This is a genomic window from Noviherbaspirillum saxi (assembly GCF_003591035.1).
In the GTDB taxonomy this organism is placed as follows: domain Bacteria; phylum Pseudomonadota; class Gammaproteobacteria; order Burkholderiales; family Burkholderiaceae_D; genus Noviherbaspirillum; species Noviherbaspirillum saxi.
Genome location: NZ_QYUO01000003.1, coordinates 631,034 through 646,544, shown reverse-complemented (window position 1 = coordinate 646,544; position 15,511 = coordinate 631,034). Strand labels below are relative to the sequence as shown.

Sequence of the window (15,511 nt, the reverse complement as noted above, 5' to 3'; positions counted from 1 at the left end):
TCTCGTGCCTATGCAATCGTCATTACGGGCATGGTGTCCAATGTAGACAGGGGCTGGCTGCTTATTGTGTGCCACTGGGCGTTGGGAATGAAGGCACTAAAGAGAAGCTTACTCAACAAGCTATGACAGCTTAACTATGGTTGGCCTGCTTGCGCAGATTGGTCGGCGAGACGCCAAATCGACGACGAAATACATCTGCCAAGTGTGTTGGCGACGCAAAGCCGGTCACTGTCGCAATTTCCGCAATCGTACGCCCCGATTTCAGTAAGCGCTGCGCCTCCACAATGCGCTGTTCCAAAACATAGCTATGTGGCGTCATGCCCATTGTTGCCTTGAACAGCCGGGCAAAGTGATACGGACTCGTATGCACCAGATTTGCCAGTTCAACGAGACTGAGTTCGTTTGCGAGATTTTCACGGACATACGATTTGACGGTCTGCAGATTTTGCCCAGCCAGCTTATTGCCGATTCTTTTGAGCGGCTTGCCGTTGGCGTAGGCCTGCGTCAGATACGTGACCAAAGCAATCGAAAGGCTTTCCGTATAAAGCCCGCCGGAAGGACATCCATTTTGGATTTCCATCTCCATCAAGGCAAACAGGTTCTCCAGAGCTTTATCGTGGTTTATCCGAAAACCGGACAGATTGATCGTTTTTATCTCATCAGGAAACAACTGGTTCAACACCGCTGGTCGGATCTCGAGCGCGATTCCAGCGGTATCGGTTGTCTGACAAAACCCTCGATCAAACTCAAAATTTTCTTGGATGACGATAAATTCCCCAGGGCCAGTGGCTGCTTCATAGCTGTAGCAGCCGGAAGTCATTCTGCCATGGGTGTGCCCAAGTTTTTGATACCAGATGAGTGTCTGCGGAAAGCAATGAGAAGCAGTCTCACGGCATTCGGCTCTGCCTGAATGAAACTCCATCGGGAACCCATGCCAAGGATGAACCGGCTGTGGGACCGTCCTTTCCCCACCTTCTCTTGCCTGATCAATTTTCACAAGCTTTCCTTCCACCATTACTTGGATGGGCTCTTTTCGCAATGTGCTCATTTGCGGCGTTGTCATAGCTGAGTTTCCATTAAGAAAATCCTGACTTTTCTCTTCGCCATCTCAAAACAGCAAGATCGCAGAGAAAGAGAGCAAGTTTTTAGAACACTGCAAAATAGTGCAGCTTTACACTCGAGCCATCAAGGATTGATTGCACTATAACGCATCATTTGGAGGTTCGCACCATCATCTTGTACTTGATTCATCAACGTCGCTCAAGCAGACCCAACACGGAAACTTCGGTGAGTCTGCACTGAGCAACCGTCGTACACAGACCATGATTACATTGGAGACACTCATGAAAACGATTCCCAAAGACGTCAAAACGTCGCATGTCGCCTCGGCGATTACGACATTGCTATGCGCAGCCAGCTTGGCGGGGTGCGGCAGCAATAGTGACAGCGACAACCCGCCTCCGGACCAACTCGCATCGCAGACTACTTTAAGCTGCGACGATTCCATCAAGACCGGGTTCAAGCCTGATGCCGATACCACGGTGTTGCTGGTGAAAGCTTTCAAGAAGGGGGATGCGTTCCCCAATCAGACGCTTGAGAATCTCGGCAACCCGAATGCGGAAATGGCGGCGAAGGCGGACCTGTGCCTGGTGAAGCTGTTGGTGGGGCCAGGCAAACCCGGCCCTGTGGGCGCTCCTTCCACGTCAGCCGGCATCGGCATCGAGATCTGGCTACCTTTGAAGGAGAAGTGGAACGGGAGAGTGCATGCCATCGGAGGCGGCGGCTGGGTCGGCAGCGAAGAAACAGATGTGACGAAAATCTCGTCTTTCACTGCTGGCTCCGCGGGTTCCGCTCCGACCATCGCGGCTGAAGAAGGTGCCGTCGCTTCCAGCACGGACACAGGGCACACCGGCGGGGCGGACTCCATTGTCTTGGGCGGATCCTTTGCCATGAATCCTGACGGGACGATCAACACCAGGCTGTGGGAAGATTTTGCGGAACGGTCCATCCATCAACAGATCGTCAAGACGAAGGCCCTGGCCACGGCCTACTACGGTTCGGCGCCAAAATACACGTATTGGGACGGTGCTTCAAAGGGTGGCCAGCAGGCACTGAAGGTTGCGCAGCGTTATCCCGAAGACGTAGACGGCATCGCCGTCGGCAATCCTGCCATCAACTGGAGCAAGTTCATCACCGCGGACTTGTATCCGCAGATCGTCATTCAGCGGGACTTGGGCGGCAACTACATGTCGGCCGACCAGCTTAACTTGGTGTCGAATGCTGCCATCTCGGCCTGCGATGTGGTGGGGGGCAGCATCTTGGCTTCATCCTCGACCCAGCGAGCTGTCGCTACGATCCCACGAAGGATGCGAACGTGCTCTGTGCCGCCAACGGCGGGAACAACAACACGGCGGCTTGCGTGACACCTACGCAGGCGCTTGCCATCAACAAGATCTGGTACGGAATGACCAGCGATGGCAGCGTCCCCGATCCGGCCGTCGACAACGGCACTGGAGCGCTCACCGGCGCCCACAAGTGGTATGGTCTCATGCGAGGCACAAGCCTTCTAGGCTTGGCGAGCCCTGTGCCGTTTGACATCGCGGCCCATCAGGTGGCACTGGAACTGCAGAACTCCAGCATTGCTGTGCCATCGTTCAAGAACGCGACTGGCAATGGGCAGGACGGCTGGAAGTCGCTGTCCTATGCACAACTGTCGGAGGCGTTCGACCGTGGCGTCGCGCTTCAGCCGCAATTCAGTTTCATCGACACCGATAATCCGGACCTTTCGGCCTTCAAGGCTCGCGGAGGTAAGTTGATCCACACCGTGGGCGGAGCCGACACACATATCCCCACTGGAGGGTCTGTCAATTACTACGAGCGCGTTCTCGCCCAGATGGGCGGCGTGTCCGCAGTGCAGCCGTTTTATCGATTCTTTTTTGTTCCAGGGTGGGGGCACGGATCGTTTGCAAACGGTTCGTCGAACGCTACAGCGAATCCACCTCTTCTTGCCAAGGGACAGATATATTCGCTGCTTACGAACTGGGTGGAGAAAGGCGTCGCGCCTGACACATTCCAGGTGACCTCCCGCTCATCGTCGCCTGTTGCCAAGAGTCTGCCGCTGTGCGTCTATCCGAAAAAGATCACGTATGTGAACGGCGACCTATTCCAGGCCGCGAGCTATACGTGTCAATGAGGAAGTAGGCGACTACAGAGTTTGCGATCTTACAGCGTAAGGTGAAAAACGAGGGTCGTGGCCGGAGGGGGAAGTCCTTCTCCCGCACTCCGATGCATAAGAGCCAGCCAATCTACACGTATCCCAAAAAGACTGTCTTCACCGGCAACGATCGGTTTTCAGCGGCAAGCTACACCTGTTCTTGAGTGAACGTTTTTAGTAATGCCCCAACGCCCTTGTATTTTCACAAGGGCGTTTCTGCTTTTATGTCGTGTGTGCCTCAAAGTGGCTGCGGGTCGGTTATTGGCGATTGTCTTCAAGCATGAAAACACCCGGTGAGGCATTTTCACTCGCATCTGGTGTGGGTCATTTTGGCGGTCATTTTGATAAGGATTCCACTTATCCCTCGGCTTGACTTTCTAGGTCCGTCTCTTCTTGACCATGAATATGCATCTGCATGTCTAACTGCGGTCCCTTATCATGTCCTGAATACGGCCACCCCATTTTTTGAAAGTTTTTTGGATCTTATGTATCGGATTCCTCTTTTTCCGCACTACCGCTTCATCGGAAGCAATATTTTTCTCCTCATGATTTAGTAGTTCTGGTTCTACACTTCTCTGAATAACAAGAACACGTATTTCATTTTGCGCGGCAAGCACCGTTTGAGGCGGAAATTCAGCTGAGGATTTTTCTTTTTTCGCCTTCGGAGCACTGGAAGAATCGATTGAAGAAGCGGTGGAATCTCCGGCTGCCTGGTCAGCGCCAGTTACTTCGCGGTAGTCCGGATCATGTTTGGACTCGGTAAACCTGTACGTCCCGCCTTCGTCCCGTTCGCACAAGTAAAAGAATGGCGCGGCGTCAATCGACAGAAGGGCTTTCGTCACCTTTTGCGCCGCTAGTGAATTGACAAGTTTATCGTAGGGCGGTGCAACCACGTTATCGTCAATTTCAGCCATCTGCTTTTTGACAACCTGAATCTCATTCGCCACCTGGTCGTTAGCGATCTTGGCCAAGAATGCATTTAACTTTGTCAGATTGATGGCTTCTTCGTCCTCTGACGAACTACGACTTATCACATTATCGGCGGTTAGCTCGCTTAACCATTGCCATTGATCTTTGCACTTTTCTTTGTCATCCCGACATATCCGATCTAACAGAGGGACAAGCTTATCGCAAAGTACGTCACGTTGATTACCATAATCAAGAGTCAGTTTAACTCTATCCGGATCCGGCCCCGCTCCGATTTCCTCCTCTTCATACCCTGTCTCGATGTAGTCCGCCATCGCAGATCGATTCACGACAAAAAATAAGTCTCGGTCAAAAGGACGGAACTTTAATTGGTTTGTGTCTTTAACACCGTTCAATTCGTGGCATGCATCGTCGGACAACGCGCTGTATTGCCAAGTCTTATCCTGACTTGGGTCGGTAATCGTGTATTCCCCTTTCTCGTTCTCCGCAAGCAAATAAAAGAATGGCGCAGCGTCGATTTCCAGAATGGCTGTTGCTATCCTTGGCGGTCCCTCTAATGACGTGCGCAGCTCGTCGAATAACGCCGCCGTCGTTCTTTCCGTTCCTTGGCCGTTCTGTTTGTTGATCGTTTTCCAGTCATTCAGCGCCGTGAACGTGTCTAAAGTCATTGCTGATATCTTTTTCTCTTCCATATAACGCAGAAGCTGCATGCGTGCGGATTCGCGAGAATCTTCTTTCTCAATGTCGACGCGATCAATTCCCTTGTTTGATGGCACTTGATCAGATGGCGCAAGTCGTGCAAGCAGATCCTGATTTATCTCGGTTTCGTCAGCGGAAACGCAAAATATATCTATTCGATCAGCCTGTTGTAAGCCTTTCAAATCGTCGTCATCCGCACACTCGCTCCCGAGAAGGTCCGCATATGCACGGGGTCTTATCGCGTTTGGATTGCTAGTCATGCAGTGATTTGGGCAGGTGATCGTGTAAGTCCCGCCTTCATCGTTTTTATCCTTTTCAATCAGATAAAAGAATGGCGCCGTATCGACCACAGCAATGGCCCTCGTCAGCCCATTTTTTTCCAGCGAGGCGTGAAGCTTCTCGAACGGTGCTTTCGTTGCCCCGGTCGGCTGACTGTCTTCATCTCTTTTGAAAACGAGAAGCTCATTCTTCACCTTGCTGTTGACGTTGCCAATCACGAAATCTCTGAGATGCTTTGCATCGATTTCTGTTGCCGCGATCGTCTTCGTGTCCAGATAGTTCTGAAGATTTACGACTACCGTTTCTCTCTGCTCTGGAAACGCACGCGTTAAAAGCAACGCGGCGTTCTCAATCCTATTCGATTGTTCCATCGCCATTTTCCACCTGAAGAGCGGTTCACCGTCATGCTTCGGCACTAGAAGCTGGACCCTGTTCATGCCCCCGTTTTGCATTTTATCTTTCAGGTACTGGGCGACGTCCGGTATCAGTTCCTGCTTGGCTTCATTTGAATCGACCTTATACGCTTCCCAGGTATCCCGTTCCGGATTTTTGTGCCATACGAGCGTGACATAGTGCCCCACCGGATGCGCCTCGCCCTCTTCAAGCTTCGTAGTTCCTGTTGGTCCCAGGTAGACAATCGCGCAGCGTCGTTCGCCATTCAATGCCTGAGCCAGCATGTCGACGTTATATGGGTAAATCACCGTTTCTGCGAAGTCGGGAATGCCCTCGGCTTTGTAGGCAAGAACGGCCTGCAGATCGGCAAGGCCATCTTGGCCGGTGTTAGTCTGCTCCGTATGCTTATCCCAGACTTCGCTGGTAATTGCGTGTTCTTTTCCGGTTATTGCATGGATCGCGTGATTGAATGCATGCAGCAGACAATTTCTGTCCTCGGATTGCTTTTCGTGGTACGGAAACACCGCCTTCTCTTCAGCCGGCATTGAAGTAACGATCCTGTCAAGCGTGGCATTCAGTTCATTCTGAATTCTTTCCGCAGCCAATACTAAATTTAAATGGCCTTGCTCATGCGTTCGATTCAGCATATCGTTGAAGTTCCTTGCGGCTACCACAAGCTGTTGCTTAGAAAAGCGGTTCAACCGTTCAGGAACCTTTCTTTCCTGCTGAAGTCTTTCGTCAAAACTTTGACGTGACTGGTCCGGCGTTTGCTCGTCGCGCCCCGCAAGCAAATTATCAAGCTGCCGAATCGCGTCCAGGTGTGCATAAATCGCGGCGACATTCTTCTCTATATTGTCCGTGTCGCCGGCATCATTCCGGGAAAGCTTTTCTATGTCAGTACGAACTCCATTACCCGACATTGTCGAATGCAGGGCAGGATTTCTCATTGCATTGGCCGCGACTCCAAGCACCCGAGTTTCCTGTTTTTTCTTGAGTGCTTCTATTCTGGCCACCGCGATAGCGCTGATTTTCTCGGTCTGCTTACGGACTTGGTCGCAAATTTCCTTTACCTGCGCAGGGCATTCTTCGCTTTCACGCGCAACAGCTTCCATGCTGTCCCATGCTCCTATCAAATCATCGAGATATTCCCTTTCATATCTGATATCTACAGCGCCACGTTCTGTTCGAAAGATTTTCACTAACCTGGAAAAATTTTCGAAAAATCCTGATTCGCGATATGACTCGTCCAGATTCGTAAATACATCTTCGATTAATCCTGCTCCCTCAATAAGGCAGCGAATGCCGCCGGCATATGAGGCTGTAAGAATGTCCGTCGCGTCGTAGTCATTCTCTGGAAATAAATATTCAGGTAATTCAGTGCGACGCCTTGTATCTTTGTTCGGTTTTTTTTCATCCTGCTTGTCCGCTTCTCTCGTTACCGATGGTGAATACTGTATGCGGTTACGTTCTGCCACTTTTTTTTTGAATTCTTTTTCATCTGCTTTATTGGCGTCCTGCAAGCGCTTCGCTCGCTTGTAAAGAGACGTCGCACGGCGTGCTGCCCCACTATCTCTATGCAAGACCAAGATGGCCGATCCTGCCTCCGCGAGCGCCTGTTTGAGCTTGCCGCCATACACCCAAGCTTCTGTGCCGACATAGGGCCGTTCTCCACTTGCCATCAATTGTTTGTCGTTGTCTCGGGAATTAATTTTGTTGTTGATCAAGGCGCCGCTCGCGGCAGGACCTTGCGCGCCAAATATGACGGAGAGCCAATCCGTGAGTCCGAATTCTCTTCCTCCTACCGAGAGCAGCTGGTAAGCACAATACGACGTGTATCCCGCTACGGTAAGGCTCATGGAGGTCATGCCGATTCTTGTCGCGATAGGCGTCGAATAACCCGGATCTTTATAAGCCCGTAGGTAGTCGCCAATTAAGCCGTTAACCGCTCCGCCAAGCAAAAGAGCGTTATTGTTGGCAACACCCATCTGAAAGCCTGTTCCATATTGCTGGGACACTTGCTGCGACAGTTCCTGTCCAGCCTTGGTCATGCCAGTGTGCCATGCGGTTCGCCACTCAGACGTGATCTCTGAGGTCCAACGGGACGGTGACCATAGATGCCCCTGGTCGGGGCTGATGTTTAAGGCTCGATGCAGAATCTGCTTGTTGTTCTCGGATATATCGGCCCAGTTTCCATTCTTGCGCGCTTCCTGGTCTTTAATGATGCCGCGCAGGTCGGCTTCGAGATTTTCTATCACCGTCTTGTCTGGATTACCGCCTGCGCGCGTGGCTTCCATTCTGAGGGCGATAAGCTCGTTGCGTTCTGCAATAGTCAATCCCGTTTGTATACGGGATCGGTAATCCGACAGCTTGTTTTCCTCGGCCGAGTTCAATGGCCGGCGATTTTCGAGCGCTTCTCTCTCATTTTCATCAGCATCGCTCAAGGATGTTTGATCTTGCTGCTCCAAGGCCAGGAGGTGTTCGCCATCCTCTTTGCTGAACACCAGGGATTCTTTATCTAGCAAGTTTTGGTATTCCGATCGCTGCTCATTGCTTAGCGCGTTGATCGGATTGCCGCTTTTCGATACCCCTTTGGATGCATCTTCCTGGCGCTTCTTTATAAGAGCGATCAGCATTTCGAGTTCGCCTCTACTCTCCTCCGGCAGTTTATTGTAAAGTGCGTCCCGCTCGCTCCAATCGAGAAGGCTCAGAGAATTCGGCATCCTGTCCCGGACGCTCTGCAGGTCCGCTGCTTCACTATCCGTTAAGCCGGACCGCCGTTTCTTGCTCAGATCTTTTCTTTCCACCATCTCATCGGAGTCAAGCTCACGAGACTGTTCCCGAAGATTTTTTAGCTCTTCCCACTCCTTCAGGGTCAAGGATTCAGGCAGGCGTGCTTCAAGATACTTGAGCTGTGCCGCCTTTTGCTTGTCTGATTCAGCAGTCAATCTAAGTTGAGTCATTTGCACTATCTCTTGCCTGGAGAGGCCCGGCTCCCAAGGATTGTTCTCATGGTCCTTGGCCTCAAGTGTTGCCAGGGTCGCCGCGTTCTGCTTGAGGAGTCTTTTTTGCTTACGCAGTGAAGCCAACATGGTCAGCTCATGGCGCGACAGGGAATTCTTGGCCTTCGCCTCGAGAGCCCTGCGCTTTGCTTCTTGGGCATCGGTCGGCTTCTCCATCCGTCGATCGAGTTCTGCAAGCAGCGTCTGCTCCGATATCGATATTTTTTCCCGTTTTCCTAGCTGGCGTACCTTGTCCCAGTCATCTACGGTGATCGAATCGGCCTTCCTTATCTCAAGATTGATCAGCTTGAGCAGCTTGTCATCGCGAACCAATTTGTCCTCGTCAATCGATTCGCTCAGTTTCTTCCAGAGCTTCTTGTCTTCCCCGATTTCTTGCTCGATTTCCAGCGTGTCGCCTTGAGATTGGCCTTCCGGGATGCGCATCTCCGCCAACAGGGCAAGATCTTTCCGCCTCTGTACATCCTCGGTAGTGATTACCTGCTTTGCTCTTTCCTCGAGCCTGTCATATTCCTCCTTCTCAGTCTCCTTCCACTTCGTCGCCGGCTCTTTTTGCGCCGCGTGCGCAGCCGTCTTTTGTTCCAGCGCCTTCCACTTGCGCCAGCTTGTCGGATTCATTCCCATTGCAATAGCAATGGATTGCTCTATCTTTTTCCGTTGATACGCATATATCTCCTGGACCTGTCTCATGCGCACCTCCAGCGGACCGCGAAGCTGTTTGCGCAAGGCGCCAGTATCGACATCATCGGCGGTGAGCATATTCGGAGGCGTCTTGCGACTTTCCTCTTTGAGAAAAGCGCCTGTGCGCAGCGTTGCCAGCAAGGTGTACTTTTGCTTGGCAACTTCGTCCCAAGGTGCGGTGATCTGCTGGGCGACCATCTGACTTAGATTGGCAGCAATTTGTATTGCCAGCTGTGCCTGCCTGCCAGCACTATATCCAACCCAGCCGGCCGCAAGATTGGTAAGGAACTTGAGATATTTTCCTATGCTTTGATAGTATTGGTTTTTATAGTTGATTGTATTGACGTCTGCCCGCGTCAGATACTGTTTAACCGCTGTTTCAAGCGCCGGAAGGGTTTCCTGGACGTCAAGCCAGGCTTTTTCTTGAGCCGCCATGTCGTCCGGAAAATCGTCTTTTGTTTTCCGCCAAACGCGCTCCGCCGCTTCTGCCCGCTTCATCGCGGCTTCGAAATTCTTGACAATTTTCGGAAAGGGCGGAGCCTTCAGATCTTCGCACCGGTCCGATTGATCGCGCCGCGACAGGTCCGAGCGTGACACCAGAAACACTTGCATTATTCCGGACAGCCATGGCCCGAGTGCAAATGAATGGAGAACCTGGCCACCAAGATAGGCTGCGGAGTAATTCAGCCGGGGCCCGACGAATGTGCCGCCCAAAAGAACCATGGGCCAGAGAGTGCTCATCGCATTCATCGTAAAAGATCGAACCGATGCTACCCTGCCTGCCGCCCGCCAACCGGCTTCCATTGTGTCCCAGTCTGCCCCCATGGCCTTGGCATACATCCGTACCGCCTGGTCCGTATCTTCCTCGGTCTTTGCAGCATACAAGGCCTGATACGCGTCTACAGCCAACTGAGGGTCGAGAGGGCGGTTCATTTCGCCCAGGTAATCGTTACGCTGTTCGACCAGCAGTTCACCGATGTTTGAGGGGCCAGCCGGCAGATAGCGGGCCTTTATCGGGGTCAGGGCGGCTTTCAGATAACGTGCTGCGCTTTGATTGATGCGCGACCAGAAACCGGGGCGTTCGCGCAGTGAAGCCGTTTCTCCGCGCTCAAGCATGTCAAGCGTTACGACGGGTTGGCGACCTTCACTAACCGCGATTCCAGCAGGCAGGCTTGCTGTCGTTTTTGGAGCCTGTCGAGGCGACTGATAACGACCTACCAAATTATTAGCGCCGTCCGACAGGCGCGAGTGGATTGCTCCCATGACCGATACCCTTTAGTCCGCGCGAAACTGTGCCGATGGAGACTTGCGCTTGACGGTATTTACCGTTTTTTTCTGCAACGGGTCTTGTATCAAGGGTGCCTGGCTGGACAGCAAGCAGGTTTGACGCCACTGTGTGGCCTGGTGCGCCCGCCAGGCGAGTTCTTCAAGCAGCTTTGCAGGAGTGGTGTTTCTGATGGCGATCCGTCCGGTCAGCACAACATGCTTGGTGTAAAAATTGATCGAAAAGGATGGTGATTCCTTCGCATACATCGCGAGATTGGCTTCGAGCAGCTCTTGCAAAATATCCGCTCGGCGTTCACCCGGCACTTCGCCAAAGTCGCAAAAATAGAGGACCGTACCATCTTCGATCTCGCTGCCATCCATGAGCGTGAACGGGATGCCATTCACCTCGAAATTAGCCATTTCTAGCATGGATGCCGCATCGGCTATCCCCGTCAGTGCGCAAATCCCCTCTACCAATCCGCGATACTCGTGTGCCGACATGTACTCTCTCCTTGAATACTGGTTCTGACCGGCGTCATTGGCCGGCCTGGTTCTGATATGTCGAGAGTTAAGTGGAGAAGGGCCAGGCTCAAGTTCCACGCGGTATCAGAATATTGGGCTTGATTTTCGTGTGCAAGATGCCCAGAACATGACCCCGAACCGCCAAACTGAGATCAATGCAGATAGGGTATGGGCGGCACGGAATGCTTTGGCGGCGATGTTCAGTACACTAAGCTAGCCTCCGTCATGCCGCCTCTTCTTTGGCGCTTCCATTACGCGCCTCTGCATCTTTTACGATGAGCATGTCCCGCAACTCGGCCTTGGCCACCGCAACCAGCGCACGCAGCGCATCACGGAAGACGTTGCGTGCCTGTTCTGTCTCGTCACCCATCATCGCCTGCGTCAAGGCTTCGATCGAGTCTTCCGTCATCGAGTTTTTTTGGCGCATGTTGTCACTCATTGCTTAATCACTTGGTTGGACCTTCCCTGCCACTTGAGTAGCAACTGGTAACAAATAGTTCTTTCCTTCCACCGAATATGGAAGATCGATTCCAGTTATCGATACGGAAAGCGGCGGAAACGCCAAAATGTTGAAAGTAGGTGGAACCATATTTCGTGCTCAGACTACTCAACGGTGAGTCTTGAACAATGGGTGGTTTCCAAATAATCAATGAAAGACCTGTTCAGCGAGGCAGATATGGCTATTTCAGGCAACGAATACGTCATGCAGGGGCAGAAAACCGATCCCGGCGAGGTGCCTGTCGCTACTTACCTAGTGTTATGCCTGGCCAGCCTGCTGGTTTTTTCGGCGGCGCAATGGATTTCCGACAGCATGTTGTTTCCGGTACCGCGCGCGGCATTCGCCGGTTTGCTGGCGGGGCATCTGTGTTTGCGGTGCAGGCGCTGCATAGCCGTTGCATCAGCCTGCTGACGGTGACAACCAGCCTGCTGGCCTTGGATATTTACGCAATTGTCGCGCGCCTATGACGATCTGATCGAGCCTGGCGACCGTCCTGTTAAACGTACTTTATAGCCGATTCATGAGTTCTATTTCGCCCATTGTCAGCCGCCCGCCTGTCCTCCCGGTCTGGTCGCCAACGCCGGTTACCCTTGATCGCACGCGACGCGTCAAGGCGGAAATCAATGCCGCATTGCCGCCATTCTGGCGGCAGCTAAATGACCGCCTGGCCGCAGCGGGAAGCGGCCAAGCCAAGTTCCGTGTGCTGGCACAATTGGCGGAACAGGCGGACGATATCCCTGAACCCAGCCCTTATCTTCCCGAGCCCACGCATCTGGATCTCGCTGAAGAAGAACTGGCAGCCTGGACGCGCAATCAATCCGCCAAGGCGCGCGGCAAACTGTGTCAGCTGATACTCGGCGGCAATATCGTTCCCTCATGGCCCTTGTACGCACTGCAATACCATGGACGGTTCAATCCGTTGTGGAACGCCTGGATGCATGCGGCTGCCAAACGATATGTCGCACTGCTCCGTACCGATGGCGATGTGGTCTTGGCGCTAAAAGCGCTTTCGACACAGCCGGCTTCGGCACGGCGGGTCTTGGTCGCACGCATGACAGAGCATGCAAGTACCGCGCTCGATATCCCTATTCCGGCAACCGACGTACTGGACAAGGATCAAGATAACCGCGACGCCGATACGCTGGCGCAGAACCCGGTGCGAATCCGCTTTTACCCGGCAGTATTTGCCAAGGGCACGATCAATCTGATCGTCACGGTTTTCCATGAAGCGATTCACGCCGAACAAATGGGCATCATGTGCCGCTCGCGCGAGGCGCAGGGAATGGACCTGTCGCATCTTTCCAGCGACGAAAAGTATCGTTGCGAAGTGCTGGAACTAAGTACCGCGCATTTGGACGCGATTTCAGGCACCAGAAAGAATGACTATCACTATTACCTCTATCGCTATGCGACCGAGTCGGAGCGAGAAGCGCATGGCGCGGAATTGACGGTCGCGCTGCTCGCCGCTGCCTGTCCCGAACTGTCTCAATGCGATCCGGGTCCACTGGCCGAAATCGGGTCAACTCTCTTGCCGGGAAACGCAAAGGCTGCCGCAAGCAGTACCGAAGCACAGGTATGCAGTTTTATCGATAATCGGACCGGTTTCAATATGAAGGCGATTCTCGGCTTGGTTGAAAAGCCGCTGTCGAGCGCACACCGACGCTGGTCGTCCCTGCATGAGCTGATGATGCGGGAACCTTTGTCGCGTAACGTCGCGGCGCCCCGGGCGTTTGCACGCCTGCGCTTTGAAACGGCGGCTGACCAGTTGGCCAGTCGGGTCACGCACCTGCGGGTAGCTGCGAGGCGCCATCCGGCAACTGTCGATATGTCGGCCAAGCCGGCTGGCAGCATGCTGCGTGACGATACATGCGTCACCCCATTGGTCGACATGGTATGGAACTCGCTGCTGCGGCTACAAGATTTAAGAGATCCCTCCGACCAGTCGGGAATGTTGCTGCAGGCATTGATCTCCGAGTCGCCCAAACTTTTTTACGGACCGTCGAGCGAGGCCCGCTTTCTGCGTCAAGTCATTGCCGGTGCCCTTGACGCGAAACAGCCTCCGCTCGTCCAGGTTGTGCGCCGTCATCTGGAACGTCAATTCACCTGCAAGCTGCGGCCCAATCCGTCGCCGATGCAGTTTGCCGAAACGGCGGCGGCCCTGCAAAGCGTCTGGTACACCTACAGCAGCGACCTGAGCCGAAAGATCGTATTCGAGGTCGCCTGCGATGCCATGGGTTTTGCGTCGCCGAACGAGGAGTCCGCCGACAGCAAGCGACATAAGCGACGCCAGGCGCTGCGGCGGGCTATCGCACGTTCGCCGATTGCAGTGCGCTCTCCCCGAACGGCCAAACCTTAGAGCAGATTACGTATCAGTGTATGGATTCTGCCGCGTTACCCGGGGCGATTTCGGTGCTGCCAATGCTCGACAGGGAATTGCCCTTGCGCGGGCCGGCCTTTCTATGCTTGGCGTCTCGCACCCACCTTCAGGAAACGCGTCAGGCCGCTTCGCTGCCTGCCGCGTCCACTTCCCGCTGATGTTGCGCGGCGTCAGATAAATGACGTTACTCGGTGCTGCCGCCAAACCTGCCGGGGCCATAATAGCTGCTTCCCATACCGTCATCGACATTTGCAGTACGCGGTCTATCCATTCCTGCGCACCCGGCGACAACTGCCAATACCAGCACTACCACGATCCGTTTCATATCCGTTCTCCATAGGGCTTAAAGCGGCTTTCTGAATAATGCGGACTACGCGTTCGGTTCAAAAAGCGAGCAGCAAGCGGCAATCGTCACAAGACGGCGATGATTCATCGTCTGTCGTTTTACGCATCGTTTCAAGCGAAAAATTCAATACGCTTTTATCAGATTTAAATATAGTCGGCGTTCACGAAGTTTCAGGAATAACGTGGGCAAGCCGTGAACGGGGATTGCGGTACATCAGACATGTTACTGATACAGAGATGCCTTTTGTAAGCAGAAGGCCATCAGGCAGGCGCGAGGGCGCCGCATCCTTCGACGATGCAGGATCAGTTATTTTGGCAGGGAGGGAATATGAGGAACACATTTGAGCACGACACAGCTTAGTGGAGTCATGCATCACGAATACGACCAGAGTTGCACCGATGTTTTTCTCCGATGCGCTTGTTGTTATTGTGTGCAGCATCAGGGCTGCAAATTACTTGCCGACATTCTCCCATGAGAATTTGTTGAACAATAAATGCGGCGAAATTGTGTCGAGACAAGGAATAGGCACAGCAAGGCCGATGCCTCGCGCGCATTTTTGACACCGTATCGGCGTAACTGTCGTCGTCTTTTATTCAACGAATTGAGGAAACAGGACTCTAGATCCAATCATGACTTTGGCTCTCGCTGTCAGCATGGGGGCAATCATCCTTTCCTGATAATCCGCATGCTTTACTTTTGCCACTACGACTCCCAATGCGTTAAGGGTTCGTTCGTCAATTTCTATCCAACAGGCAAAAATAGGCTTGTTATCAGCAAGCATAGGTGGACCGGCGCGATGGGCATGCACGCCCATTCGATGCAGCAAGCGTTCGATTCCCAATGGCGATACAGTGACCAGACGCTTAGCTCCGCGCTCGGCAGCGCATTTCACGGCGGCGGCAAGCAGGCTACGCGTGTTCCCGGCAGTATCAAAGGACGAATCGGGATCGATTGCGGCCGCAGCAAAGCGCGAGAGTTCCCATACGTCCGGAGAGTGTGGCACCGGGACACCCCCCATCAAATGCGGAAAGACATCGCTTAGCAGGTACGGCTCCGTAGTGGGCAGCAACCGAGCACATCCGCAAATCGCACCTTCTGGCTCGCGTGTCATGACATAAACCGTATCCGGGTTATCGAACTGATCTCGCTCGACCCCGTCTGCAACCGGGAGCGGCCATCCTAAGCGTTCGATAAATATCTTGTGTCTGTATTCAGCGAGAGCCCTTTCAAGTGCAGGTGAAAACTCTTTTGATCTGCCAATAATCGTTTGCATGGTCGCGAAACAGGTTGT

Annotated in this window: 8 protein-coding genes and 1 pseudogene; 3 read left to right on the top strand and 6 right to left on the bottom strand. The window is 53.2% G+C overall.

What is annotated here, in order from left to right; translation table 11 throughout:
* Positions 1-130: 130 nt before the first annotated feature.
* Positions 131-1,063 (bottom strand): helix-turn-helix domain-containing protein, encoded by a 933-nt coding sequence (locus D3871_RS26075; RefSeq protein WP_119771997.1) that lies wholly within the window; start codon positions 1,061-1,063, stop codon positions 131-133.
* A 259-nt stretch (positions 1,064-1,322) separates the two neighbouring features.
* Here D3871_RS26075 and D3871_RS31785 point away from each other — a divergent pair.
* Positions 1,323-3,193, top strand: a pseudogene (locus D3871_RS31785) (tannase/feruloyl esterase family alpha/beta hydrolase).
* Between the two features lie 440 nt (positions 3,194-3,633).
* On the opposite strand, the gene D3871_RS26065 reads toward D3871_RS31785, so the two are convergent.
* The 3 genes from D3871_RS26065 to D3871_RS26055 form a co-directional block, all read right to left on the bottom strand.
* Positions 3,634-10,473, bottom strand: a complete 6,840-nt coding sequence (locus D3871_RS26065) for a hypothetical protein (protein ID WP_147376904.1) — start codon at positions 10,471-10,473, stop codon at positions 3,634-3,636.
* A 12-nt stretch (positions 10,474-10,485) separates the two neighbouring features.
* Positions 10,486-10,977 (bottom strand): CesT family type III secretion system chaperone, encoded by a 492-nt coding sequence (locus tag D3871_RS26060; RefSeq protein ID WP_119771995.1) that lies wholly within the window; start codon positions 10,975-10,977, stop codon positions 10,486-10,488.
* Between the two features lie 244 nt (positions 10,978-11,221).
* The gene (locus D3871_RS26055; RefSeq protein ID WP_119771994.1) at positions 11,222-11,425 is read right to left on the bottom strand and encodes a hypothetical protein; all 204 of its coding nucleotides are present in this window, start codon (positions 11,423-11,425) and stop codon (positions 11,222-11,224) included.
* Positions 11,426-11,647: 222 nt separating this feature from the next.
* On the opposite strand from D3871_RS26055, the gene D3871_RS30025 reads away from it, so the two are divergent.
* Positions 11,648-11,908, top strand: coding sequence for a hypothetical protein (locus tag D3871_RS30025; protein ID WP_147376903.1), 261 nt, complete (start codon positions 11,648-11,650; stop codon positions 11,906-11,908).
* A gap of 109 nt (positions 11,909-12,017) precedes the next feature.
* Entirely contained in the window at positions 12,018-13,853 is a 1,836-nt protein-coding gene (locus tag D3871_RS26045) for a hypothetical protein (RefSeq protein WP_119771992.1), read from the top strand.
* Positions 13,854-14,058: 205 nt separating this feature from the next.
* Here D3871_RS26045 and D3871_RS30400 read toward each other — a convergent pair whose 3' ends face one another.
* The gene (locus D3871_RS30400; RefSeq protein ID WP_158598067.1) at positions 14,059-14,199 is read right to left on the bottom strand and encodes a hypothetical protein; all 141 of its coding nucleotides are present in this window, start codon (positions 14,197-14,199) and stop codon (positions 14,059-14,061) included.
* 610 nt (positions 14,200-14,809) lie between these two features.
* Positions 14,810-15,493, bottom strand: coding sequence for an acyl-homoserine-lactone synthase (locus D3871_RS26040; RefSeq protein ID WP_119771991.1), 684 nt, complete (start codon positions 15,491-15,493; stop codon positions 14,810-14,812).
* Between the last annotated feature and the right edge of the window lie 18 nt (positions 15,494-15,511).

Bases quoted from the DNA above. Each gene is read 5' to 3' on its own strand.
- D3871_RS26075 (WP_119771997.1), bottom strand. From the start codon at position 1,063: ATGACAACGCCGCAAATGAGCACATTGCGAAAAGAGCCCATCCAAGTA.
- D3871_RS26065 (WP_147376904.1), bottom strand. From the start codon at position 10,473: ATGGGAGCAATCCACTCGCGCCTGTCGGACGGCGCTAATAATTTGGTA.
- D3871_RS26060 (WP_119771995.1), bottom strand. From the start codon at position 10,977: ATGTCGGCACACGAGTATCGCGGATTGGTAGAGGGGATTTGCGCACTG.
- D3871_RS26055 (WP_119771994.1), bottom strand. From the start codon at position 11,425: ATGCGCCAAAAAAACTCGATGACGGAAGACTCGATCGAAGCCTTGACG.
- D3871_RS30025 (WP_147376903.1), top strand. From the start codon at position 11,648: ATGAAAGACCTGTTCAGCGAGGCAGATATGGCTATTTCAGGCAACGAA.
- D3871_RS26045 (WP_119771992.1), top strand. From the start codon at position 12,018: ATGAGTTCTATTTCGCCCATTGTCAGCCGCCCGCCTGTCCTCCCGGTC.
- D3871_RS30400 (WP_158598067.1), bottom strand. From the start codon at position 14,199: ATGAAACGGATCGTGGTAGTGCTGGTATTGGCAGTTGTCGCCGGGTGC.
- D3871_RS26040 (WP_119771991.1), bottom strand. From the start codon at position 15,493: ATGCAAACGATTATTGGCAGATCAAAAGAGTTTTCACCTGCACTTGAA.